The sequence below is a fragment of the Lachnoclostridium sp. An131 genome, assembly GCF_002160825.1.
Classification (GTDB): domain Bacteria; phylum Bacillota; class Clostridia; order Lachnospirales; family Lachnospiraceae; genus Laedolimicola.
The window spans coordinates 61,016-84,482 of the sequence record NZ_NFLI01000009.1; the positions used below are offsets into that span (position 1 = coordinate 61,016).

Here is a 23,467-nt window from a genome sequence, read left to right on the forward strand (position 1 = left end):
ATGGACGAAAACATGGAGAAGCATACACCAAAGGTCTCGGTCATCACCGCGACCTACAACGACAAGGAGAACCTGCGCCGGATCATCCGGCAGGTCAGTTCTCAGAGCTATGAAAATATCGAATATATCATTGTGGACGGAGGCTCTTCCGATGGGACGCTGGAGGTTATCCGGGAAGCAGAGAAGCAGTTTGGAGAGCGGCTCAAATGGATTTCCGAGCCGGACAAGGGCATTTATGACGCGCTCAACAAGGGGATTCGTATGGCCTCCGGAGATATCCTGGGCTGCTGCTTTGACGAGTACTCCGGGCCGGATGTGATCGCGAAGATGGTGGATATCATGGAGCGGGAACAGACAGACGGCGTCCATGGGGATCTCTATTATATGGAAGGAGAGCGGGTCGTGCGGCGCTGGCATCAGGGGCAGGGAAGGATCCGTTTTGGCTGGATGCCGGGACATCCGACTCTGTATCTTCGGAAAAGCGTCTACAACAGATTCGGGCTTTATAAGACAGATTACCGGATTTCGGCAGATTATGAATTTATGATCCGGATCCTGAAGGATGGAGGGGTGCGCCTTTCCTATCTTCCGGAGGTTCTGATTTATATGTCCCACGGGGGAACCAGCACGAACAGCCTGGGCGCCTATCTGGCGGGCATGAAGGAAGGGCACAGGGCTCTGAAGGAAAACGGAGTGCGCTTTGCGTGGTTTACGGATCTGTGCCGGACGCTAAGAGTACTTGCGCAGTTCGTCAAAAAGAAGTAAGATAAAAAGAACACGAAAGTAAGGAGAACACAGATGAAGTGTCTGGTGATTATCCCGGCGTACAATGAGGAAGAAAATATTGTGCGCGTGGTGGAAAACCTGAAGACGAATTATCCCATGTATGACTACGTGGTGATCAACGACGGATCGTCGGACGATACGGCCCGGATCTGCAGGAAAAAGGGCTATGAGCTGGTGGATTTGGCTGTGAACCTGGGGCTTGCAGGAGCCTTTCAGACAGGGCTCAAATATGCTTACCGGAAGGGCTATGACTATGCGATCCAGTTTGACGCGGACGGGCAGCACAGGGCAGAGTATATTGCCCCGATGCTGGAGAAAATAAAGGAAGGCTATGACATTGTGATCGGTTCACGCTTTGTGACGGAGAAAAAGCCGCATTCCATGCGGATGCTGGGCAGCAGGCTGATTTCTGTAGCCACGAGGCTCACGACCGGAAAAAAAGTAAAGGATCCCACCTCCGGCATGCGCATGTTCAATAAAAAGATGATTGCAGAGTTTGCGCTGAACCTGAATTACGGGCCGGAGCCGGATACGATCTCCTACCTGCTGAAGCAGGGCGCTACAATCGCAGAGGTTCAGGTGCAGATGGACGAGCGTATCGCAGGGGAGAGCTACCTGAATGTTACCAAATCCATGATGTATATGCTGCGGATGCTTCTGTCTATTCTGTTTATCCAGAACTTCCGGAAGCGCAGGGAGGTGAAGGTTCGATGAGCACAGTATTCCGCGTGATTCTGATAGTGGTGTCACTTTTGACGACCTTTTATATTCTGAAGAAAATCCGCCAGTCCAAGCTGCAGATTGAATACGCGATTTTCTGGATCCTTTTCGCGGGCGTGCTGATTCTATTCAGCCTGTTCCCGTGGATGGTATCTATGCTTACCAGGCTGATCGGAATGCAGCTTCCGGTAAACTTTATTTTCCTGTTCTTTATCTTTGTGCTGCTGGTCAAGATGTTCCTGATGACCATAGAGCTGTCCACGCTGGAGAATAAGGTAAAGGATCTGACTCAGGAGCTGGCTCTGGAGGAAAAGGAGCGGGCGGACGAGCAGAAGGAAGAAAATAAGGGAAAGAACAGATAAAAGAGGGAAATGCTTTGGAGACAATCTATAAAATTGCGGATTTGTGGTGGGGGAAATTTATCAGCTGGCTGAAGGAGGAGAAGAACCACACTCGTTTTATCCTGATCTGCTTTGTGATAAGCCTGATTCCGCTTCTGGCCCTGAGTTTTTTCAATCATCCGGCTATGGATGACTTTAACTATGGAATTCTGACAAGGCATGCGCTTATCGAAAACGAGGGCCTGGCAGTGATCCCGGCGGTCCTGAAGGCTGCCGTGCAGCGCGCTGTGAATCTGTGGCATTCCTGGCAGGGAACCTACACCTTTGCTATCATAGCGGCTCTGCGGCCTTCGATCATCACAGAGAAAATTACCTTTATTCAGACCTTTATTTTGCTGGGAGTATTTACCGCAGGCTTCTGGTATTTCTGCGAGGTGATGGTGCACCGGATCCTGGGCGCTTCCCGGGCTGTGGCTGCCGTGACGGCCTGCGTGGTGATGACGCTCTGCATTCAGTATGTGCCTTTCGGAGTGGAGGCCTTTTACTGGTGGAATGGAAGTGTGGGATATACGGGACTTTTTTCAGCCATGCTGGCATTTTTCGGCCTTCTGGCAGATTCCATGCGAAGGCAGAAAATATCCGTGAAGCGGATGATCGGCCTTTTGCTGCTGACTATCCTGCTGGCTGGAGGCATGTATCCGACGGCCCTTTTGACGGCCGTAATGCTTTTCTCCCTGGCTGTGGACGTTCTGGCAGGAAAAAAATACGGGAAAGTGATGAAGGTTCAGGCGTCGGCGCTCTTCCTTGTCTTTCTCCCGGCCTTTGCTTTGAGCTTCCTTGCGCCCGGAAATGCGAGAAGGCAGGCTCTGTTCCAGCATCGGACGCCCTTTGAGGCTATTTACAAATCCTATACGAAATCTCTGGAATATATGTATACAGAAGCGATGAATGTGGTGATTGTGCTGGCGGTGATCGCCTTATTTCTGTATATGCTCTGGAAGCTGAAAGACACAAGCTTCTCCTTCCGCTGCCCGCTGCTTTTCACTCTTGTGAGCTACAGTATGGTAGTGGTGATGTGGGTGCCGGGCATTTATGCGGTGCGCTATATTTCAGGAGGACGTTATTACAATATTTTGTATTACGGAGTCGTGCTGTTCTGGGCGGCCAACGCGGTTTACTATGCAGGCTGGCTTCGGAGGCAGTATGAGAAATGCGGCGCTGAGGTGATGGAGCTGCTCCGGAAGGGCGCTCCTGCCATCCTGGGAGCTGTGGGAATTTTCTGCGCGGTTCTGGGAATCTGGAAGATAGACATTGTCACCGATTTGGAGGAAATCACGACGGCGTCTGCCCTGAAATCCATGGTCTATGGGGAAGCGCAGGTTTATCATGAGGAAATCAAAGAGCGCGAAGCGCTTTACAACGACCCGGATGTGAAGCAGGTCGTGGTGGATGAGGTCACCTACCGGCCTGAGCTTCTGTATTATGGAACGCTCACAGAGGATCCGCAGGATGGAAGAAATCTTGCCATGTGTGAATACTATGACAAGGAATATATGGTAAAGAGGGTTCCGGAGGCTGAGACGGACACAGAGGACGCAGCGGAAGAAACACAGGAAACAACTGAGACTTCAGAGTAAGATAAAGGAGAAAAAGGATGAAAAGGATTATTGTGACAGGCTGCAACGGCCAGCTGGGCCGGGCGGTAAATCAGCAGTATGCGGGAAGCACAGAGTATGAGCTGGTGAACACGGATGTGGGAGAGCTGGATATCACGAAGGTGGACGAGGTCCTGAAGCTTGCGCGGGAGGTAAAGCCCTATGCGATCATCAACTGCGCTGCCTACACAAATGTGGACAAGTGCGAGACGGAGCCGGACCTGGCATATAAAATCAACGCGGTCGGCGCGCGCAACCTGGCTATCGCAGCCTCTGATACGGGAGCGAAGCTCATGCACATTTCTACGGACTACGTATTTCCGGGAGATGTGGCAGAGAGGCCGCTGACAGAATTTGATCAGGTGAATCCGAAGAGCATGTACGGAGCCACAAAGCTTGCCGGAGAGAATTTTGTAAGGGATTTTGCGGACCGCTATTTTATCATCCGGACAGCCTGGCTGTATGGAGACGGGCACAATTTCGCCAAGACCATGCTGAAGCTCTCTGAGACCAACGATACGATCGGCGTCGTGATGGATCAGGTGGGAACGCCCACCAGCGCGGCAGAGCTGGCAAAGGCTATTCGGTATCTGCTTCCGACAGACAACTACGGACTTTTCCATGGAACCTGTGAGGGTGATACAAACTGGGCTGAGTTCGCGGCTGCTGTGCTGAAGCTTGCGGGAAAGAAGACGGTGATCGAGCCGATTACCTCCGAGGAGTACAAGAGACGGTTTCCGGCTTCTGCAGACCGGCCGGCTTATTCGATTCTTGAGAACTATATGCTGAAGCTGACGACAGACTTTTCCTTCGCGCCCTGGCAGGATGCCATTGAGGTCTATATGAAGGAGCTGTTGGGATAGACGCTGTGCAGGATGGGCTTACCGCCTGTACGAAAGGAGAAACGCCTGATGACTGGAAATGACATTTTATATCTGGTAATCCCCTGCTATAATGAGGAGGCTGTGCTGCCTGAGACGGCCAGACAGCTGCTGGAGAAGATGAACTCCATGTTTGAGCGGGGAATGATTTCCAGAGAAAGCAGAATCATGTTTGTAAATGACGGCTCAAAGGATAAGACCTGGGAGATCATCGAGGAGCTGCATAGGTCTAACCCCATCTATTCCGGAGTAAAGCTGTCCAGAAACAAGGGACATCAGAACGCTCTTCTGGCCGGCCTTATGACGGCGAAGGAAAAGGCGGACATGACGATTTCCCTGGACGCGGATCTTCAGGACGATGTGGACGTGATTGACAAGATGGTGGAGAAATATTATGAGGGGAACGACGTCGTCTACGGCGTGCGGAGCGCCCGGAAGACCGACACCTTCTTTAAAAAATTTACTGCCCAGGGCTTTTATAAGATTATGCAGGCTATGGGTGTGGAGATCGTCTACAACCATGCGGATTACCGGCTGATGAGCAGGAGGGCCCTGGAAGGGCTTGCGCAGTTTAAGGAGGTCAATCTGTTTCTGCGCGGCATTGTGCCGCTGATTGGCTACAGATCGGATGTGGTGACCTACGAGCGCCATGAGCGGTTTGCAGGAGAATCCAAATATCCGCTGAAAAAGATGCTGGCCTTTGCGACGGACGGAATCACCTCCTTCAGCATCAAGCCGATCCGGCTGATTACGACCTTTGGAATCCTGATTTTCGGGATCAGCCTTCTGATGCTCCTGTATTCTCTGATTGTACATTTTATGGGAAAAACAGTGGCAGGCTGGACCAGTATGATCATCTCGATCTGGGCTATCGGAGGACTGCAGCTTCTGGCGATTGGAGTCGTAGGGGAATATATCGGAAAGATTTATCTGGAGACAAAGGAGCGCCCCAAATATATCATCGAAACTGTACTGGACGATTAGGAGTGTTTTATGAATAAGAAAACGGAAAAGCACGGATTCCTCAAATTTGACCGGGCAGACCTTTTGTATCTGGCGGCCCTGACCGTGATCGGCCTGGCAATCCGCCTGATTCTGCGTGTCGTGACGACGGATGACTGGGCAATGTACTGGGATCCGTGGATTTCGGATCTGAAGGAGATGGGGTTTTCCTATCTGGCTACGGACCGTTATGACTATACACCCACCTTTGTCTATATTCTGTGGGTAATCAGCAAGCTGCCCATCAACCCGATGACAGCCTACAAGGGCCTCCATATTGCCCTCGATTTTGTGGCGGCTGTGATTATGGGAAAGATAGCGTGGAAGGTGACAGGAAGCAGGCTCAAGAGCATTACGGCCTATGGGCTGATGCTGCTGGTGCCGACGATCTGGGCGAACAGCGCGCTCTGGGCTCAGTGCGATATTATCTTTATGACCTTTCTGCTGCTTTGCTTTTATTACTTTTTTGAAGACCGCCCCTGTCTTGCCATGTTCTTTTTTGGGATGGCCTTTGTGTTTAAGCTTCAGTCCCTGTTTATTTTCCCGTTCCTTGTGATTCTCTGGGTGAATAAAAAGGTACAGCTTAAAGCTTTTCTGTGGATCCCGGCGCTGTATTTCTTAAGCATTGTGCCGGCCTGGATCGCCGGACGGCCGTTGATGGAGCTGATCAATATCTATATGGCCCAGGGAGCGCAGGACGTCTGGTCCCTGTCGATTAAGTGGCCCAATATCTATCAGATCATCGGCAACCAGTTCTTCCTTCTGGAGTATGCTTCCTCGGGTACTTGGCTGATTCTGGGGATCCTGATGATTCTGATGTACGCCATGGCCCAGAAGCGTTACCGGATCACGAATGAATTTATCGTGCAGATGGCGCTGTTTTTCGCGATTCTGACGCCCTGGTTCCTGCCGCATATGCATGAGAGATACGGCTGTGTGGCGGATATCCTTGCGATCATCTATGCGCTGATGAACGTGAAAAAATTTTATTTTCCGCTGGTGCATATCCTGCTGTCCTTCAATTCCTACATGGCGTATCTGGGACAGCTGAGGTTTAATGAGCCGTCTATTTACTACGGTGTATGGGCCTTTGTGGAGCTGGGGCTTCTGGTTCTTGTGGGCCTTGATATCTGGAAATATATGAAAAATCCGGAAAACCAGCTGGCCCCGGTGAAAAAGGAGGCAGCGTAATGGATGATTTTTTGAGAGATTTTATCATTAAAAAATGGAAAATCGGAAGCCTGTCGTTTACATTCCTGGACGCTCTGCTGGCAGTCTGCATTACCGGCACAGGAATTTTCCTGCGCCTGCCTGTGATGAGCTATACAGAGACGGGAGTGGAGAAAATCGGTGCGATCGTGCTGGAGTATCTGCTGGCTGTCCTGTGCGGGGCTATCGTACACCGCTGTACGGGAAGCAGGAACCGGGCCTTCCTGACATACGCAATTCTTGTGATTTATCCGACTGTGGCAGCCAATGGCGCGCTTTGGAATGTGAATGCCGTATACTATGTGATTCTGTTTTTTGTGGGATTTTATCTGTATATCCGGGGCTTCCGTTTTCTGGGAGCCTTAAGCGGGCTGGCAGGAGCCGTGATTGCAGTGTGCCGGATGCGGCAGGGCTGGCTTGACGCGTCTGTGAGTATGAATGTGGACTATCCGCAGACTCTGACCTTCGGGTGGCCGAACTTTTATGAGATTATTCCCAAGGGAGCCTTTGTAAACCTGTTTGATAAGGTCTTTATTCTTTTCCTGCTGGGACTTCTCTTTACTCTTGCTTACTGCTTTGTGAAGAAGAAGGTGCAGATCACTCCGGATCTGGCTTTGCGGCTGTTTTTGTTCCTGGCTGTTTTGATCCCATATTTTGCGCCCTATATGCCGGCCTGGGCCGGATACACGGCGGATATTGCGGCGCTGCTGTACTTTATGCGCTGGAAGGAAAGGTTCTACATTCCAATGCTGCATCTGATCGTCTCCTACAGTGCTTATGCGAATGTGATCAACGGGGAGACAAAGCTGCCGATGGTGCTGTATTCTGTGATTTTGCTGGGAATCCTCGTAAACGTGGGTGTAGATCTTTATAAGGAAGCGGACTCATGACCTCAAATGTGATGCTGACTCTGGCTTTTCTGGCCGGCGTGCTGGCAGTCTTCTATCTGACGCCGAAGGCGGGCAGGCGGTGGATTCTGCTGGCCGCCAGCCTGCTTTTTTATCTGAGCGCGGACCCGCGCCTGCTTCTCCTTTCAGGAGGAAGCGCGCTCTGGTCCTTTGCGGCAGGCATCGGCACGGAAAGGGCCGGAACGAAAAAGGAAAAGAGGATCTGGCTGGCGGCGGCAGTCCTGCCGGTGCTCCTGGTTCTTTTTGTGTTTAAATATTTCAATTTTTTCATGGACTCCGTGGCGTCTGTGCTTGCCCTCGCAGGAATTTCCGGGAGTGTGCCGTCGCTGTCTCTTCTGCTTCCCCTGGGGATTTCCTATTATACCTTTAAGATCATCAGCTATAATGCAGATATCTTTCTGGGAAAGCGGGAGGCGGAAAAAGGGCTGTCCGGCTGCGGGGCTTATCTGACCTATGTGCTGTTTTTCCCGCAGATTGTGTCAGGACCGATTGAGAGATCCGAGAGCTTTCTGGCGCAGCTTCACGCAGGGCCGGCCTATGACGCAGGGCTGTTTGCGGAAGGACTTCAGAGGATTGTACTGGGACTCTTTAAGAAGATGGTGATTGCCAACCGGCTGTCCGGCTATGTAGATGCGGTATTTGCAGCGCCGGAGGCTTATCCGGGGCTCGCCTGCGTGATGGCGGCTTTCTTTTATTCCTTTCAGCTCTACTGTGATTTTTCGGGGTATTCGGATATCGCCATAGGAATGGGGAACCTGCTGGGAATCCGCAGCAGGGAGAATTTTGCCTGTCCGTATTTTTCCCGTGGAATCAAGGAGTTCTGGAGCCGCTGGCACATCTCTCTTTCCAGCTGGCTGAAGGACTATATCTATATTCCGCTGGGGGGAAGCAGGGTGTCATCCTTCCGGCATGGCGTCAATGTACTGGCGACGTTTCTTGTGAGCGGCCTCTGGCATGGAGCCAGCTGGACCTATGTGATCTGGGGCGGGATTCACGGCGTCTGGAACCTTATTTCACGGAAAAAGGATCCGGACAGCAGTCTGGCAAGAAGGATCTGGCAGACGCTGGTGACCTTTTGCGGCGTCACGGTCGGCTGGGTATTTTTCCGTGCTGAGAGCTTTGCCGGTGCGCTTGCGTTTCTTAAGCATGCGGTGACAGGCTTTTCCCTCTCTTATGCGGATATTCAGAACTCGATTCTGCCTTTTACGGGGGACAATACCTGCGCAGCCTATTTTCTTACAGCCTGCGGCTTTCTTTTCTTTTTATTCCTGTATGAGAGGGAACGGGTCTACGGACGGACGCGCGGGAAGGAAGGAGCCTGGCTGTCTGTATTCTGGCTTGCGTTTATGACGCTCAGCATTGTGCTGTTTGGCGTGTTCGGCGTATCAGGTTTCCTGTATGCGAATTTCTAGGAGGGACTGGAACATTTCATGAAACGAATACTGCTGACTATCGGAGGCGCGCTTTTGGCAGCCTTTTTGCTGGTCGTTCTGAAAAATGAATATGCCCGCCTTCTGCCGGTATCTACCTATGGCATGCAGGCAGCCATCGAGCGGGGAGAGACGGAAAACCTGTTTATCGGGTCTTCCATGTTCCGGCAGGGGCTTTCGATCGACGTGCTGGAGGAGGAGCTCCCGGGCAGCTCCTACATCCTTTCCTACAATGGCAACCAGCCGGCGCTGATGGCTATGGAGCTTGCGTATATGCTGGAGGAAGGGCTGGAGGTAAAGAATCTGTATATTGATCTTTATCCGTACACGGCGGCGGCGGATCCCTGGATCAGCGATACAAAGATTCTTCTGGACACGGATCTGGATTTCAAAATTCAGGCGTGGAGGCTGATGGCGGAGAACAGCGGCGCCTCCTTTTCGGATTTCTTTGAGTTTTTTGTGACAGCGAACAATGAACAGCTTCTGACCTATCCGATCAACAACGCGCTGGTGTCGTCCCAGTTCCGAAACGGAGGAACCCTGCTTCAGCAGGAGGGCAGTACGAGGGAAGAGCTGTATGCCCTGGGAATGCTGGGCAGCCGGAATGGGCTGCATGAGGCTCAGATGGAAGGCTACGGGAAAATCGCTGCGCTTGCGGAGGAGTACGGGCTGAATCTGTATTTTCTGGAAACGCCCAAATATGAGAGAATGTATGCAGACCCGGATTATATGGAGCTCTACCAGCTCTGCCTGGAGGAGGTTCAGAGGCTCAAGGCAGAATGGAACGGAAGCGGAAGCTTTGAGGTGCTCTGTGCGGAGGATCTGGATTTCGATTCGTCCGATGCCGGAAATTTTCAGGATCTGATTCATCTGTCATCGGCAGGACGGACAGAATACACACGGCTGCTCTGCGGCGCATTGAAATCCAGAGACTAACGGAGGCGTAAAGTATGAAGAAATTAGCTTATATCGACGGCTTAAAGGGAATCGGCGCCCTGATGGTATATTTCTGCCACTTTGTGTTTGCCTTTTATTATGCGGCCTACAGCCTGCAGCCGGAGTCGTCGCACACGGCGTCCCAGATTGAGACTGCCATTGGAAAGACTCCGCTTAACCTTCTCTACAGCGGCAACGCGGCGGTCTGCCTTTTTCTGGTGTTCAGCGGCTTTGTGCTCTGCCTGTCCTATTTTTCCGTGCGGGACAAAAAGAGGCTTGGAGTCAGCGCCTGGAAGCGCTATTTCCGGCTGGCGCCCATGATTCTGATCGCAAATACCCTGATTTTTGTGCTGATGTCTCTGGGGCTTTACCGGAATGCGGAGACTGCGGTCATTACGAAATCGGAAGCCTGGTTTGCGGGCTTCAATCAGTTCCAGCCGAATTTCCTACAGATGCTTTACGAGAGCCTGATTGGCTGCTTTTTACAGGGAACCAATGATTACAATGGCGTGCTCTGGACGATTCCCTATCTGTTCTGGGGAGCTCTGGTAGTCTACCTGGCCACGTTTCTCGTGGGAGAAAACCGCTTCCGTTACGTGGCCTACGGTGTGATGCTTCTTGTCTCGCTTACGACGGATATCTATTTTGCAGGGGTTTTCCTTGGATTTGCGGCAAGTGATTTCTTCTGTACCCAGAAAAAAGGGATGAAGCTCTGGAACAGGTACTGGGTTCTTCCGCTGCTGGCTTTTGTGCTGGGCGTATATCTTTTATCCTATCCGTCTATCGGCGTAGATATGGCGGGGACCATCTATGCGCCGCTGCCTCCGGCCTATACGGTCATTTATCATATGGCTGGAGCGGCAGGGCTTCTGCTTGGAGTGCTGGGGCTGCCGGGACTGCAGCGCTTTTTTGCAAAGAAGCCTTTTTGTTTTCTCGGGGATATCTCTTATTCCCTGTATCTGCTTCATTTCCCGGTGGTAGCCACGTTTTCCTGCTGGTTTTTCCTGGGGCTGCATGAAAAGCTGGGATACCACCTGACCGTGGGGCTGGACTTTTTTTGCACGACGGCGCTGGTACTGCTGGCTGCATGGGCGGGCCGCAGGTATCTCGAGCCTGTGAGCGGGGTATTGGAGAGAGGAATCCAGAGACTGTTTCAGAGGAGGAAACCGTAAATGGAAAAAAAGAGGGTGCTTTGGCTGGATATTGCCAAGGCGGCAGGAATCATCATAGTGCTTCTTGTGCATACGGGCAGATCCTTCGGGCCGGTGAGCTTTTTCGGCGGCATGTTTTATATGCCCATATTTTTTGTGCTGGCAGGTATGACCTTCCGCTATAAGCCGGAGGAAAGCTTCGCAGACTTCACGAAAAAGAAAGCGCGGCGGCTTCTGGTGCCTTATTTCGGATATAATCTGTTCCTGTTTCTGTTTTTCTTTGTGAAAAATGATCTGCTGGCTGGTCAGGTGAGTGCGCAGTCCTTTTTCCCGCTTTTGGGAATCCTGTATTCCAGGAACTGCCTGTTTCCGGCGGACGCGCCCGGAAACGTATATTTTATGCAGATTCTGAACGCGCCTACCTGGTTTTTGACCTGTATGTTTTTAGCCTATCTGATTTTCTGGCTTCTGATGCGGGCTGCAAAGGGAAATATGAAAAAAGCCCTGTATCTGAATTTTGGCCTGCTGCTGGCGTCTGTGCTGCTTCACTATCTCTGCCCCGTGCTGCTGCCCTGGAGCCTGGACTGCGCGCTTTACAGTGTGTCGTTTCTGATGTTCGGAAGCTCTCTTGCCCGGAGAGAGCTGGTGGAGAAGCTGTACCGGAAGCCGGGAATCCTTGTGCTGCTTGCGGCAGCCTTTATTGGACTGTCCTGTTTAAACGGAAGCGTGAATATGTCGGTGGCCGATTACGGCAGATCGATGATCCTGTATCTTGTAATTGGCGGCCTTGGCTCCTTTCTTGTCATGGAAGCGTCCCTGTTTCTGGAGAAGCATGCAGGCGTATTTGCGAAGGCCTGCGGCTTTCTGGGGAGGCATACGATGCCGGTGCTGTGCCTGCATTTATTTGTGTATTCGATTATAGAGACGATTTTAAATATTTTATAAGAAGTTCTGTTTGCACAATCTGGAAAAATGAGTTATAATGCAGGTATGATCGCAGACTGCTGTATTTATCTGGCAGGAATCCCAAAGAAAAACAAGACATGAGAAAAATACTTCCACTGTTAATATAGATGAAAGCTGCATAAAAGCAGGCAGGGATAAATCAATCAGGAGGATGAGGCATGACAAGAGAACAGTATGAGTCACTCCCGCTGGCAGAGCTGAAGGAGATCGCGAAGGCCAGAGGAATGAAAGGAACTTCAGCTATGAAAAAAAAGGATCTGATCGATCGGATGCTGGAGAAGGATAAAGAAGCCGGAGCGCAGAAGGAAAGGGAACAGGCGGAGCGCGGAGAGCACACGGAACGTGCCGGGCACGCGGAGCATCATGGAAGGCAGGAGCGCCCGGACAGACAGGAGAGAAAAGAGCGCGCAGAACACACAGAGCGGTCTGAGCGCATGGAACGGACGGAGCGTACAGAACGTCAGCCGGCCCAGACGCAGGATATGTCCAGTCTGGACAGCGGACAGGTAGTGACGGGAATCCTGGAGGTGCTGGGAGACGGCTATGGCTTTATCCGCAGCGATAATTATCTGCCTGGCGAAAATGACATCTATATCAATCCGGCGATGATCCGCAGATATAATCTGAAGACAGGAGATATCCTCTGCGGAAATGTGAAGGTAAAGGCCCAGACAGAAAAATTTGCGGCCCTTCTTTATCTGAAATCTATCAACGGATGCCGGCCGGACGATGCGGCAAAGCGCCGGAATTTCGAGGATCTGACGCCGATTTTCCCGAATGAGAGAATTCATCTGGAACGCCCGGGCGGAAGCATGGCGATGAGGATCGTGGATCTGATTTCCCCGATTGGAAAAGGGCAGAGAGGCATGATTGTATCTCCGCCCAAGGCTGGAAAGACCACCCTTCTGAAGGATGTGGCAAAATCCGTAACCCGCAATCATCCGGAAATGAAGCTTCTGATTCTTCTGATCGATGAGCGTCCCGAGGAGGTGACGGACATCAAGGAGGCGATCGAGGGGCCGAATGTGGAGGTCATCCATTCCACCTTCGACGAGCTGCCGGAGCATCACAAGCGCGTTTCGGAGATGGTGATTGAGCGGGCAAAGCGCCTCGTGGAGCATAAAAAGGACGTGATTATCCTTCTGGACAGCATTACGCGCCTGGCCCGGGCCTATAACCTGACGGTTCCCCCCAGCGGACGCACGCTGTCGGGAGGCCTTGATCCGACGGCTCTGTATATGCCAAAGCGCTTTTTCGGAGCAGCCCGGAATATGCGGGAGGGAGGCAGCCTGACGATCCTTGCCACCGCCCTGGTAGAGACAGGCAGCAAGATGGACGATGTCATCTACGAGGAATTCAAGGGAACTGGCAATATGGAGCTGGTTCTGAACCGCAAGCTGCAGGAGAAGCGGGTATTCCCGGCCATCGATATCCCGAAATCGGGAACCAGGCGGGAGGATCTGCTGCTGGCTCCGGAGGAGCTGGAGGCGATGGAGATCATCCGCAAGGGCCTCAACGGACTCAAGCCGGAGGATGCGGTGGAGAATGTACTGAATATGTTCTCGCGTACCCGGAATAACGCCGAGTTTGTACAGACAGTGAAGAAGACCCGGTTTATCTGAACAAAAACGTACCGTACAGCTAAATCAGAACAAATTTTCCTGTTGCAACCTTCTTCTTCCTGTGATATAATCTAAAAGCTGTCATATAGGCAGCTGAACTGCAGGGACTTGCAGGGATAGCCCGGGATAGCTTGCCGTGGATACATCGGAGCGGCATTGGCCGGGAATTGAGGAAACAGAAGTTCACAAAATATGAATGAAGAGGTGAAAATCATGAAGGAAGGAATCCATCCGGAGTATTATCAGGCAACCGTAACCTGCAACTGCGGCAATACATTTGTGACAGGTTCTACAAAGAAGGATATTCACGTTGAAATCTGCTCCAAATGCCACTCATTCTACACAGGACAGCAGAAGGCTGCGGCAGCTCGCGGACGTATTGATAAATTCAATCGTAAATATGGCATCACGAAATAAGAAGTGTGAGCAAGGGGTGAGGTTGGATAATCTCACCCTTTTTGTTTCGCGGGAGTTCCGAGGGCGGAACCCTTTCTGCATATGGAGGAAAAAGTATTGATGAGTACAGCGGGAAAATCTTCGGGAATCGGAGGCCAGGCCGTTCTGGAAGGCATCATGATGAAAAATCAGGATGTGTATTCGGTGGGTGTGCGCAAGCCCGACGGGGAAATCGAGGTGCATCTGAGCACGCATGAGGGAATCGGAAGCAAAAGGCTGAGAAAGATTCCGATCGTCAGGGGCGTGATTAGCTTTGTGGATTCCCTGGTTCTGGGTATGAAATGCCTGACCTTTTCTGCCAGCTTCTATGATGAAGAGGAGGCGCAGCCTTCCAAAGCGGACACGGTAGTCCAGAAGCTGTTCGGAGAGCGTGCGGAGAAAGTGGTGATGGGAATTACCGTTGCCTTTTCCATCGTAATGGCAGTGGCAATATTTATGGTGCTGCCTTATTTCGCGGCAGCGCTTCTGCGCAATGTGATTGTGTCAGACACTGTGCTGGCCGTGATTGAGGGAGCGATCCGCCTTCTTTTGTTTATCGGTTATGTGCTTCTGATTTCACTGATGAAGGATATACAGAGAGTATTTCAGTATCATGGGGCGGAGCACAAGTGCATCAACTGTGTGGAAAACGGCCTGGAGCTGAATGTCGAGAATGTACGTGCGAGCTCTAAGCACCACAAGCGGTGCGGAACCAGCTTTATGCTGATCGTGATGGTTGTCAGCATTATTTTCTTCATCTTTATCCGGGTAGATTCCCCGATCCTGCGCGTGGTGTTCCGTGTGGCTCTGGTACCCGTGATTGCCGGTGTCTCCTATGAGTTTATCCGGCTGGCAGGAAACACGGACAACAAGCTTGTGGGAATCCTGAGCAGGCCTGGCATGTGGCTGCAGGCGCTGACCACAAAGGAGCCGGATGACAGCATGATAGAGGTGGCGATTGCTGCTGTAGAGGCGGTCTTTGACTGGAGAGCCTGGCAGGGAAGAGAGGCTCCGCAGGAAATAGAGACTCCGCAGGAAATAGAGGATATCTTGGAAGAGAAGGTCCCGCAGGAGATAGAAAAGGTTCTGGAGGCGGAGGCTTGACGCTGCGGGAAGCGTGCCGGTACGGCGCGGACCGGCTCCGGGACGCAGGCGTGCCGGAAGCAGAGCTGGACGCCTGGTATCTGCTGGAGTGGGCGTCAGGACTTGGCAGAAGCCATTATCTGGCTTATCCGGAGGAAGAGCTGGGAAAGGAAGCGGAAAGCCGCTTTCTGGAGGCTCTGGAGCGGAGAGAGAGGCGGATTCCGCTGCAGCATATTACCGGGGAGCAGGAATTTATGGGCCTGTCCTTTCTGGTAAGCGACCAGGTGCTGATTCCGAGGCAGGATACAGAGATTCTGGTAGAACAAGCGCTGAAATACCTGAAGCCGGGCATGCGGTTTCTGGATCTGTGCACAGGTTCGGGCTGCATTCTTCTGAGCCTTCTGCATTTTTGCCCAGGCGCGGAAGGAACAGGGGCAGATTTGTCTCTCACAGCGCTTGAGGTGGCAGAGAGAAACCGGAAAAGGCTGTCTCTTCCGGCAAAGCTGATACAGAGCGATTTGTTTGAGAAGATAGAGGGGAGCTTTGATTTGATTGTGTCCAATCCTCCCTATATCCGCCGGGACGAGATCCCCGGACTGATGGAGGAGGTACGGCTTCATGAGCCCTTGATGGCTCTTGACGGACATGGGGACGGCCTGTATTTTTACAGAAAAATAGCAGAGCAGAGCCCCCGGTATCTGAGGGCGGGCGGTCTGCTCTGCCTGGAGATAGGCTGCGATCAGGCAGAGAGCGTATCTGAGCTTCTGCGGGAGAGCGGCTTTGAGGAAATTGAGATAATACGGGATTTGGCCGGGCTTGACCGGGTGGTCCGCGGAAGGCTTCCGGAGGACCGGAGTCAGGAAGGGGCATAACGGGCCGGTTCCGTTTTGAAAGATAGAAATTGATGGAGGGAAGAACATGTTTGACAAGCTGGACGATCTGCTTCTGCGCTATGAGGATCTGATGAATGAGCTGAACGAGCCGTCTGTGGTGAACGATCAGGAACGGTTCCGGAAGCTGATGAAGGAGCAGAGCGATCTGCAGCCGATTGTAGACGCATATAAGGAATATAAAAAGTGTAAGGATACGGTCGAGGAGAGCCTTCAGATGCTGGAGGAGGAGAACGACGAGGAGATGCGGGAGATGCTGAAGGAGGAGCTTTCCTCTGCCAGGGCCCGTATCGAGGAGCTGGAGCACACTCTGAAGGTGCTGCTTCTGCCCAAGGATCCCAACGATGAGAAAAACGTAATCGTGGAAATCCGCGCCGGAGCCGGCGGAGACGAGGCGGCCTTGTTTGCGGCAGAGATCTACCGGATGTATGTGCATTACGCGGAGAGCCGCCGCTGGAAGGTGGAGGTCATGGAAGCGGATGAAATCGGAATCGGCGGCATGAAGAGCGTGACCTTTATGATTCACGGACAGGGCGCATATTCCGTGATGAAATATGAATCCGGCGTACACCGGGTGCAGCGTGTGCCTGAGACAGAATCCGGCGGACGCATCCATACCTCGACGGTTACGGTGGCAGTGATGCCGGAGGCGGAAGAGGTGGATGTACAGATCGATGAGAAGGATATCCGCATTGACGTAATGCGTGCTTCCGGAAACGGCGGCCAGTGTGTCAATACGACGGACTCTGCCGTGCGCCTGACCCATTATCCTACAGGAATCGTGGTGTACAGCCAGACGGAAAAATCCCAGCTTCAGAATAAAGCGAAGGCTTTTGCACTCCTGAGGGCAAAGCTCTATGATATGGAATGCCAGAAGGCGCATGACGCGGAGGCGGAAGCCAGAAGAAGCCAGATAGGAACCGGCGACCGCTCTGAGAAGATCCGTACCTACAATTTTCCCCAGGGCCGTGTGACGGATCACAGAATCGGATTAACTCTGTATAAGCTGGATAAGATTATGAATGGGGATATTCAGGAAATCATTGACGCCTGCATTGCCGCCGACCAGGCTGCAAAGCTTGCAAAGATGAATGAAGAATAGGAAAGCTGACTGGCCGCCGGAGAGTGAAAAGCTTATGAGTGGAAAGACAGAAGCGTACAAGGGGACGCGCAGTCAGACAATCGATGCGATCAAGGGGGCCGCTATTCTGCTTGTGATGGCAGGCCATGTCCTTGTCTGGAATCACATGGAGGACGGTTACGTCTATGATGTGATTAAGGTAATACAGATGCCGCTGTTCATTATGGTCAGCGGCTATTTGTGCGGAATCGGAAGAACGGTTCAGGGGCTTTCTGATTACGGAAGAATCCTGGGTAAGAGGGCTCTGGCCTATCTGACGCCCTTTTTCTTCTGGATTATCCTGCTTCATCCGCGCCATCCCTTTTCCAGCGTCATACAGGTTTTGTTTGACCTGGATGAGGGGCTGTGGTTCCTGATGACGCTTTTTCTTCTGACGGCAATGATTTATACGGCCCAGCTGGCCGAAAGCGGCGCCAGAAAATGGAGAAGCAAAAAGGCCGATGCAGATACCAGTGAAGGGTATGCGAAGGCCGCATTCTGGCTGGTATATCTGGCTCTTGCCGCATTCGTGGTTCTGGAGACGCTGCTTGGATGGGAATTTTTAAGCCCGGGGCTTACAAGGCTTTACCTGCCCTTTTATCTGATCGGATATCTTGCGGGAAAGCGAAAGGAATGGCTTCGGGAGCTTCCGGAGACTGTAAAGAGGCTGGCCTGCGCTGCCTCCCTTCTGGGACTGATACTGATGGCCGCAGTCTGGGATCTGCAGGATGTGAGCACGCTTTTTCTTCTGGGACGCCAGCTTTTTGCTTCCCTCCTGGGCTGCCTGGGCGTGAGCCTTCTTCTGAAATACTTAAAGGACGGGCGGCTGAAGCGGTTTCTGGCTTTCCTGGGTGGTTATACGCTGGAAATCTATGTGCTGCATTTCCATTTTGCTACGGTTTTGAACCAGGGAAAGGCGTACAGCCTCTATACCTGGGAGGGTCTATGCTTTGCGGCAGCTTCCTTTGTGGTGATGAGTGTGATTACGGCAGTGATCATTATAGTTACGAAAAAATTCTGGCTGCTGGATTTTCTTCTTTATGGAAAGTGGAAAAAGGGAGCTCTTAAGAAGCGGGCGGACAGATAGACGGAGGAAATTATGGGATTTACATCGCTGGCCTTTCTGGCCTTTTTCCCAATTGTATGGCTTGGATACCTGATCCTTCCGGGCTCTGCCCGGAAGCCCTGGCTTCTTGCGGCCAGCTGGCTGTTCTGCGCAAGCTTTGGCCCTTCGGCCCTCCTGATTCTGCTTGGCTCCACGCTGGTGACCTGGCTTAGCGGGCTTCTGCTGGCGGCTGACAGGGAAAGGGCCGGAAGGAAAGACGGAGAAAAAGCAGAGGGAGCAGGAGGACGGAGCAGGCTTATCTTTGCGGCAGTTATCGGATTTCATGTCATAGCTCTGGGATTTTTCAAATACAACAGGATGGGAATTCTGCTTCCGGTGGGAATATCCTTCTATACCTTCCAGGCCATTGGGTATCTGGCGGACGTGCAGAGCGGGAAGGCGCAGGCAGAAAGAAATCTGTTGAATTTTGCCTTGTTTCAGGCCTTCTTTCCGAAGCTGGTGCAGGGACCGATCGAGAGAAGCGGAAATCTGCTGGCACAGATCCGGGAAATCCCAAAGAAGGATGTGCGCGATGCGGAACGCATCCGCAGCGGAGGCATGCTGATTCTCTGGGGACTTTGTGAGAAGCTTTTAATCGCGGATCGGATCGCGGTTCCGGTAAATGCGGTCTACAGTCAGTTTGGAGCTTTCGGCGGCGTGGAAATTGCGCTGGTGACGCTTCTCTACGCTTTCCAGATTTACTGCGATTTCGCGGGATATACGGACATCGCGCGGGGAATGGCAGAGATTCTCGGGTTTGACCTGCTGACAAATTTCAGGCGTCCCTACCTTGCGGACTCTATTCAGGATTTCTGGCACAGATGGCATCAGTCCTTAAGCTCATGGCTGAGAGACTACCTCTATATTCCTCTGGGTGGCAGCAGGAAGGGGACGTTCCGGAGATACTGCAATCTCATGGCGACGTTTCTGGTAAGCGGAATCTGGCATGGCACAGGCTTTCATTTCCTGGCCTGGGGCGGCATGCACGGAGCGGCGCAGATTCTGGAGACGATGGGCAGAAGGCTGGCGGAAAATGGGAAGCGGAAGCTTCCAAGGCCTTTGAAGCAGCTTCTGGTTTTCCTGTTTGTGGATCTGACCTGGATGGTGTTCCGCGTGAATTCTCTGGGCGATCTGAAAGGAATGCTTCTGATACTTGTGCGGGATTTCCGGCTGCGGGACTTTGCAGGCATGCAGCTGACCGGATTTGAATGGATTCTGCTCCTTCTGGGGATCCTGCTTGTTATTTGCAAGGATTTAGCCAATGAAAGGGGCTTTGGCTTCCGGGGATGGATCTCGAGACAGAATGCGGCGGTACGGTGCCTGATTTATACGGCGATGATCGCGGCGGTTGTGATTCTGGGAGTCTATGGGGCAGCTTATGATACGAGCCAGTTCCTGTATACACAGTTCTGACCGGAATATAGCGGAGCTGGGGTACCGTATTTGGAAGCAGCTTAAGGAGAAGACCGGATGGATACCTGGTTTCCGGAAAGGAGGCGTCTGCCTGTGGGAGAACGACGGGAGAAAAAAAGAACATATACCGCGCTGCGGTTTCTTGCGATGGGGCTTGCTGTGGCGGCGCTCACAGGCCTTCTGGTGAAAGCCTGTAATTATCTGCTGGTGGATGATACGTCCAGCTACACGAGGCTTACGATGCACGAGCTCTATGAGACGGCGGACAGCGGGGAAAATATTGATACGCTGTTTCTGGGAAGCTCGCACTGCTTCCGGGCGTATGACCCGCAGCTGTTTACGGAGCTTACAGGAAAGAGCTCGTTTAACCTGGGCTCTTCGTCACAGAATTATGATACCTCCTATTATCTTCTGAGGGAAGCGGCCAGGTATCATGATCTGGAGACGGTATATCTGGACATGCATTATAAATTTCTGTTTATAGACAAGAAGGACAGGGATCTGGTTCAGGCCAATATCATTTCCGACTATATGCGCCTGTCTCTTAATAAGCTGGAATTTCTGCTGACTACATCCGAGGCCGATGAATATACGAACCGGTTTCTGCCCTTTCGGCGGAACTGGCAGCAGCTCGGAAATGCTTCCTACCTGAAAGATGTCTGGGAGAAAAAGCAGGCAGAAGGCTACCGGGCGTACGAGCCGGTAGCCGGAGAGCAGGAATATTACGCGGGCAGAGGCTTTGTCTGGTCGGACGCCGAGCTGAATGCGGACGAGATTACCTGGTGGGACAACTTTTCGGATGTGCCGGAGGATATGGACAGCGATGTGACCTATACCCTGGATTATATTGGAAGGATCGTGGAGTTCTGCCGGGAGGAGGGGATCCGTCTGGTCTTCGTGACTGCCCCGAGCTTTGACAGGTATCTGGAGGAGGTAGGCCCTTACGACATGGCACACGAATATATTCAGGAGCTGGCAGATGGCTTTGGAGTGCCGTATCTGGACTTTAATCTCTGCCGGGACGAATATCTGAATCTGGGACAGGAGAGCTATATCGATGTCGATCACCTGAACGGAGACGGCGCGGAGAAGGTGACGGAGCTTCTGGCAGAGCTTGACGCTCCCGTGGCAGAAGCGGAAGCCTCCGGAACGCTGCAGGAGCTGATTGACGAATATTTCACAGCATGTTATGATAAGAAATAATGGGCAGAAAATGGCTGATGAGCGCCGGGCGGGATGTGCCCGGAGAGTCTCCTGCCCGGGGAAGTGAGGAAGTCACGATGAAAATTATGGCGAACAGGATGGACCGGGGATTTTTCAGGTATCAGAAGGAATTTGAGGAAAAGGCCCTGGAGGTTCTCCGCTCCGGCTGGTATGTGCTGGGAAATGAGGTAAAAAGCTTTGAGGAGGAGTTTGCGGCCTATACGGGCGGCGGGCACTGCGTAGGCCTGGCCAGCGGGCTGGACGCCCTGTGGATTGCGTTCCGGCTGCTTGGAATCGGGCCGGGCGACGAGGTCATCGTTCAGGGCAATACCTATATTGCCAGCGTGATGGGCATTACGATAAACGGAGCGACGCCGGTCTTTGTAGAGCCAAATGAATATTACAACATCGATGTTTCAAAGATAGAGGAAAAAATAACGGAGCGCACAAAGGCCGTTCTGGTCGTTCATCTCTACGGCCAGGCCTCCAATATGGCTGCTGTAAAGGCATTGACGGATAAGTACCACCTGAAGCTGGTGGAGGACTGCGCTCAGTCCCACGGAGCCTGCTTTGACGGGCAGATGACGGGGACCTTTGGAGATGTAGGCTGCTTTTCCTTTTACCCTTCGAAAAATATCGGCGCCTTCGGAGACGGGGGCGGCGTAGTCGTAAAGGATGCGGGGCTGGCGGAGGATTTCCGGGTGTTCCGCAATTACGGAAGTGAAAAGCGGTACTACAATAAGGTAGTGGGAGCCAATTCCAGGCTGGATGAGCTGCAGGCAGGGCTTCTGCGCGTGCGTCTGCGCCATGTAGAGGAATGCGAGGAGGAGCGCTGTCAGATCGCAGACAGGTATCTGCAGGAAATCCGGAATCCCAGGCTGATGCTGCCGGGCGTTCAGGAGGGAGCTACCGCTGTATGGCACCAGTTTGTGGTACGCTGTGAAAAGCGGGATGAGCTGAAGCAGTATCTGGAAGAGAAAGGGATCGGTACGATTATTCACTATCCGATTCCGCCGCATCTTTCGGAGGCATACCAGTATCTGGGCTACCGGGAGGGAGCCTTCCCGATCACAGAACAGTATGCCCGGGAGGTTCTGTCACTTCCGATGTACAATGGGATGACAGAGGAAGAGCAGGAGTATGTAATCGAGGCGCTTAACGCGTTTTAGGAAAAATATCCGGAAAAGAGGCCCGGATCCTGAAGCCAGGAGCGGGGCTGCCGGCCGGAATACCATATGCAGGGAGAGACAGTATGAGTATCAAAGATCAGTATAAAATCCTGGAATTCGGAGATCTGGGAGACGAGAGGGGGAAGCTGGTGGTTGTGGAAGGCGCCATGGACATTCCCTTCGAAATCAAAAGGGTGTTTTATATCTATGGCTCAGACAGCCAGGTGATCCGCGGACAGCATGCCAACCGGGATTCAGAGTTTGTCCTTATCAATGTAAGCGGATCCAGCAAGGTGCGCGTGGACAATGGTTTTGAAGAGGAAGTAATTGAGCTGAACAGGCCGAGGATGGGACTTTATCTTCCTACGATGGTCTGGAAGGATATGTATGATTTCAGTGAGGATTCCGTCCTTCTGGTGCTGGCTAATACCCATTATGACGGAAATGAGTACATCCGTGATTATGACGAATATCTGAAGGAAGTAGGAGGAAGCCGCAGGCGATGAGCAAGCTTTCAATTGTTGTTCCTGTATACTGGAACTCGGATACCCTGATGCTGCTTTACCAGGATATGAAGGAAAAAATTCTTCATAAGCTGGAAGCATATGAGATTGTGTTTGTGGACGATGGTTCGGGAGACAATTCCTGGGAGATTATGAACCAGATCCGGGATATGGATGAAAATGTACGCCTTGTGAAGCTGTCCCGGAATTTCGGAGAGCATGCCGCGATTCTGGCGGGACTTTCAGTCTGTACCGGGGACTGCGCGGTTACAAAGCAGGCGGATCTGCAGGAGGACTCCGAGCTGATTCTTCAGCTCTATGATAAATGGAAGGAAGGAAATAAGGTCGTGCTTGCGGTCCGCGCGGACCGGGACGAGGGCCCTGTACAGAAGTTTTTCGCAAACCTGTACTATACGCTGATGCGGAAGCTGGTAATCAAGGACATGCCAAAGGGAGGCTTTGACTGTTATCTTCTGGACCGCCAGGTGATTGAAGTGCTTCTGATGCTGGATGAGAAGAATTCTGCGCTGACTCTTCAGGTGCTCTGGGTAGGCTTTAAGAGCGATAAGGTCTATTTCCACCGGAAGGCCCGCGAGATCGGAAAATCCCGCTGGACTCTTTCCAAAAAGGTCAAGCTGGTTATCGATTCCATGATGAGCTTTTCCTATTTTCCGGTGCGTTTTATGTCCTTCCTGGGCTCGGCATACGCCATTGTGGCAGTGGTTTGGGGAATTGTACTGGCAGTGCAGAGGCTTTCAGGCATTGAGGACATGCCGGGATGGACGTCCCTGATGGTACTGATGCTCTTTTCCTTTGGTGTGATTATGGTGATGCTGGGGCTGCTCGGCGAATATATCTGGAGAGCGCTGGATGCTTCCAGAAACAGGCCGCCGTTCCTGATTGACGAGACAAAGGGCTTTGACGAAGAGAAGAAATAAC

The 23,467-nt window shown here is 52.2% G+C and carries 23 protein-coding genes; all 23 read left to right on the plus strand.

All coding sequences use genetic code 11. The features are described 5' to 3' along the window. The 23 genes from B5E77_RS08880 to B5E77_RS08990 all read left to right on the plus strand — a co-directional run bounded on the left by B5E77_RS08880 (position 1) and on the right by B5E77_RS08990 (position 23,466). Complete coding sequence (locus B5E77_RS08880) at positions 1–765, plus strand: glycosyltransferase family 2 protein (RefSeq protein ID WP_087165016.1); 765 nt, start codon at positions 1–3, stop codon at positions 763–765. A 33-nt stretch (positions 766–798) separates the two neighbouring features. Then, the gene (locus tag B5E77_RS08885; protein WP_087165017.1) at positions 799–1,500 is read left to right on the plus strand and encodes a glycosyltransferase family 2 protein; all 702 of its coding nucleotides are present in this window, start codon (positions 799–801) and stop codon (positions 1,498–1,500) included. Next, a complete protein-coding gene (locus B5E77_RS08890) occupies positions 1,497–1,868 on the plus strand; it encodes a DUF2304 domain-containing protein (protein WP_087165018.1) in 372 nt (123 codons plus the stop codon). The genes B5E77_RS08885 and B5E77_RS08890 overlap by 4 nt, the downstream gene beginning before the upstream one ends. Before the next feature lie 14 nt (positions 1,869–1,882). Then, a complete protein-coding gene (locus B5E77_RS08895) occupies positions 1,883–3,484 on the plus strand; it encodes a hypothetical protein (RefSeq protein WP_087165019.1) in 1,602 nt (533 codons plus the stop codon). Between the two features lie 17 nt (positions 3,485–3,501). Then, entirely contained in the window at positions 3,502–4,365 is an 864-nt protein-coding gene (gene rfbD, locus B5E77_RS08900) for a dTDP-4-dehydrorhamnose reductase (protein ID WP_087165020.1), read from the plus strand. Between the two features lie 48 nt (positions 4,366–4,413). Further along, on the plus strand, positions 4,414–5,367 hold the full coding sequence (locus B5E77_RS08905) for a glycosyltransferase family 2 protein (protein WP_087165021.1): 954 nt from the start codon (positions 4,414–4,416) through the stop codon (positions 5,365–5,367). Between the two features lie 9 nt (positions 5,368–5,376). After that, positions 5,377–6,576, plus strand: coding sequence for a hypothetical protein (locus B5E77_RS08910; RefSeq protein ID WP_087165022.1), 1,200 nt, complete (start codon positions 5,377–5,379; stop codon positions 6,574–6,576). Then, entirely contained in the window at positions 6,576–7,484 is a 909-nt protein-coding gene (locus tag B5E77_RS08915; protein ID WP_087165023.1) for a hypothetical protein, read from the plus strand. Before B5E77_RS08910 ends, B5E77_RS08915 begins: the two co-directional genes overlap by 1 nt. Continuing rightward, entirely contained in the window at positions 7,481–8,914 is a 1,434-nt protein-coding gene (locus B5E77_RS08920; protein WP_087165024.1) for an MBOAT family O-acyltransferase, read from the plus strand. The genes B5E77_RS08915 and B5E77_RS08920 overlap by 4 nt, the downstream gene beginning before the upstream one ends. A gap of 18 nt (positions 8,915–8,932) precedes the next feature. Further along, entirely contained in the window at positions 8,933–9,868 is a 936-nt protein-coding gene (locus B5E77_RS08925; protein ID WP_087165025.1) for a hypothetical protein, read from the plus strand. Positions 9,869–9,882: 14 nt separating this feature from the next. After that, positions 9,883–11,040 carry an acyltransferase family protein gene (locus tag B5E77_RS08930; RefSeq protein WP_087165026.1) on the plus strand — a complete coding sequence of 386 codons (1,158 nt, stop codon included), beginning with the start codon at positions 9,883–9,885 and terminating at the stop codon, positions 11,038–11,040. Then, on the plus strand, positions 11,041–11,964 hold the full coding sequence (locus B5E77_RS08935) for an acyltransferase family protein (RefSeq protein WP_087165027.1): 924 nt from the start codon (positions 11,041–11,043) through the stop codon (positions 11,962–11,964). Positions 11,965–12,143: 179 nt separating this feature from the next. Further along, positions 12,144–13,607, plus strand: a complete 1,464-nt coding sequence (rho, locus tag B5E77_RS08940; RefSeq protein ID WP_087165028.1) for a transcription termination factor Rho — start codon at positions 12,144–12,146, stop codon at positions 13,605–13,607. Between the two features lie 213 nt (positions 13,608–13,820). Next, complete coding sequence (rpmE, locus tag B5E77_RS08945; protein ID WP_178038777.1) at positions 13,821–14,024, plus strand: 50S ribosomal protein L31; 204 nt, start codon at positions 13,821–13,823, stop codon at positions 14,022–14,024. A 99-nt stretch (positions 14,025–14,123) separates the two neighbouring features. Beyond that, complete coding sequence (locus tag B5E77_RS08950; protein WP_087165029.1) at positions 14,124–15,146, plus strand: DUF1385 domain-containing protein; 1,023 nt, start codon at positions 14,124–14,126, stop codon at positions 15,144–15,146. Continuing rightward, positions 15,143–15,997 carry a peptide chain release factor N(5)-glutamine methyltransferase gene (gene prmC / locus B5E77_RS08955; RefSeq protein ID WP_087165030.1) on the plus strand — a complete coding sequence of 285 codons (855 nt, stop codon included), beginning with the start codon at positions 15,143–15,145 and terminating at the stop codon, positions 15,995–15,997. Before B5E77_RS08950 ends, prmC begins: the two co-directional genes overlap by 4 nt. Before the next feature lie 46 nt (positions 15,998–16,043). Then, positions 16,044–17,117 (plus strand): peptide chain release factor 1, encoded by a 1,074-nt coding sequence (prfA, locus tag B5E77_RS08960; protein WP_087165031.1) that lies wholly within the window; start codon positions 16,044–16,046, stop codon positions 17,115–17,117. A gap of 34 nt (positions 17,118–17,151) precedes the next feature. Beyond that, entirely contained in the window at positions 17,152–18,222 is a 1,071-nt protein-coding gene (locus B5E77_RS08965) for an acyltransferase family protein (RefSeq protein WP_162609676.1), read from the plus strand. A gap of 12 nt (positions 18,223–18,234) precedes the next feature. Next, complete coding sequence (locus B5E77_RS08970) at positions 18,235–19,653, plus strand: MBOAT family O-acyltransferase (RefSeq protein WP_087165033.1); 1,419 nt, start codon at positions 18,235–18,237, stop codon at positions 19,651–19,653. Between the two features lie 57 nt (positions 19,654–19,710). Next, on the plus strand, positions 19,711–20,856 hold the full coding sequence (locus B5E77_RS08975; protein WP_087165034.1) for a hypothetical protein: 1,146 nt from the start codon (positions 19,711–19,713) through the stop codon (positions 20,854–20,856). A 77-nt stretch (positions 20,857–20,933) separates the two neighbouring features. Beyond that, positions 20,934–22,025, plus strand: coding sequence for a DegT/DnrJ/EryC1/StrS family aminotransferase (locus B5E77_RS08980; protein WP_087165102.1), 1,092 nt, complete (start codon positions 20,934–20,936; stop codon positions 22,023–22,025). Positions 22,026–22,108: 83 nt separating this feature from the next. Then, on the plus strand, positions 22,109–22,531 hold the full coding sequence (locus tag B5E77_RS08985) for a sugar 3,4-ketoisomerase (RefSeq protein ID WP_087165035.1): 423 nt from the start codon (positions 22,109–22,111) through the stop codon (positions 22,529–22,531). Further along, positions 22,528–23,466 carry a glycosyltransferase family 2 protein gene (locus B5E77_RS08990; protein ID WP_087165036.1) on the plus strand — a complete coding sequence of 313 codons (939 nt, stop codon included), beginning with the start codon at positions 22,528–22,530 and terminating at the stop codon, positions 23,464–23,466. The genes B5E77_RS08985 and B5E77_RS08990 overlap by 4 nt, the downstream gene beginning before the upstream one ends. Position 23,467 lies beyond the last annotated feature (1 nt).

Coding starts and splice junctions, on each gene's coding strand:
- B5E77_RS08880 (WP_087165016.1), top strand. CDS start 1: ATGGACGAAAACATGGAGAAGCATACACCAAAGGTCTCGGTCATCACC.
- B5E77_RS08885 (WP_087165017.1), top strand. CDS start 799: ATGAAGTGTCTGGTGATTATCCCGGCGTACAATGAGGAAGAAAATATT.
- B5E77_RS08890 (WP_087165018.1), top strand. CDS start 1,497: ATGAGCACAGTATTCCGCGTGATTCTGATAGTGGTGTCACTTTTGACG.
- rfbD (WP_087165020.1), top strand. CDS start 3,502: ATGAAAAGGATTATTGTGACAGGCTGCAACGGCCAGCTGGGCCGGGCG.
- B5E77_RS08905 (WP_087165021.1), top strand. CDS start 4,414: ATGACTGGAAATGACATTTTATATCTGGTAATCCCCTGCTATAATGAG.
- B5E77_RS08910 (WP_087165022.1), top strand. CDS start 5,377: ATGAATAAGAAAACGGAAAAGCACGGATTCCTCAAATTTGACCGGGCA.
- B5E77_RS08915 (WP_087165023.1), top strand. CDS start 6,576: ATGGATGATTTTTTGAGAGATTTTATCATTAAAAAATGGAAAATCGGA.
- B5E77_RS08920 (WP_087165024.1), top strand. CDS start 7,481: ATGACCTCAAATGTGATGCTGACTCTGGCTTTTCTGGCCGGCGTGCTG.
- B5E77_RS08925 (WP_087165025.1), top strand. CDS start 8,933: ATGAAACGAATACTGCTGACTATCGGAGGCGCGCTTTTGGCAGCCTTT.
- B5E77_RS08930 (WP_087165026.1), top strand. CDS start 9,883: ATGAAGAAATTAGCTTATATCGACGGCTTAAAGGGAATCGGCGCCCTG.
- B5E77_RS08935 (WP_087165027.1), top strand. CDS start 11,041: ATGGAAAAAAAGAGGGTGCTTTGGCTGGATATTGCCAAGGCGGCAGGA.
- rho (WP_087165028.1), top strand. CDS start 12,144: ATGACAAGAGAACAGTATGAGTCACTCCCGCTGGCAGAGCTGAAGGAG.
- rpmE (WP_178038777.1), top strand. CDS start 13,821: ATGAAGGAAGGAATCCATCCGGAGTATTATCAGGCAACCGTAACCTGC.
- B5E77_RS08950 (WP_087165029.1), top strand. CDS start 14,124: ATGAGTACAGCGGGAAAATCTTCGGGAATCGGAGGCCAGGCCGTTCTG.
- prfA (WP_087165031.1), top strand. CDS start 16,044: ATGTTTGACAAGCTGGACGATCTGCTTCTGCGCTATGAGGATCTGATG.
- B5E77_RS08965 (WP_162609676.1), top strand. CDS start 17,152: ATGAGTGGAAAGACAGAAGCGTACAAGGGGACGCGCAGTCAGACAATC.
- B5E77_RS08970 (WP_087165033.1), top strand. CDS start 18,235: ATGGGATTTACATCGCTGGCCTTTCTGGCCTTTTTCCCAATTGTATGG.
- B5E77_RS08975 (WP_087165034.1), top strand. CDS start 19,711: ATGGATACCTGGTTTCCGGAAAGGAGGCGTCTGCCTGTGGGAGAACGA.
- B5E77_RS08980 (WP_087165102.1), top strand. CDS start 20,934: ATGAAAATTATGGCGAACAGGATGGACCGGGGATTTTTCAGGTATCAG.
- B5E77_RS08985 (WP_087165035.1), top strand. CDS start 22,109: ATGAGTATCAAAGATCAGTATAAAATCCTGGAATTCGGAGATCTGGGA.
- B5E77_RS08990 (WP_087165036.1), top strand. CDS start 22,528: ATGAGCAAGCTTTCAATTGTTGTTCCTGTATACTGGAACTCGGATACC.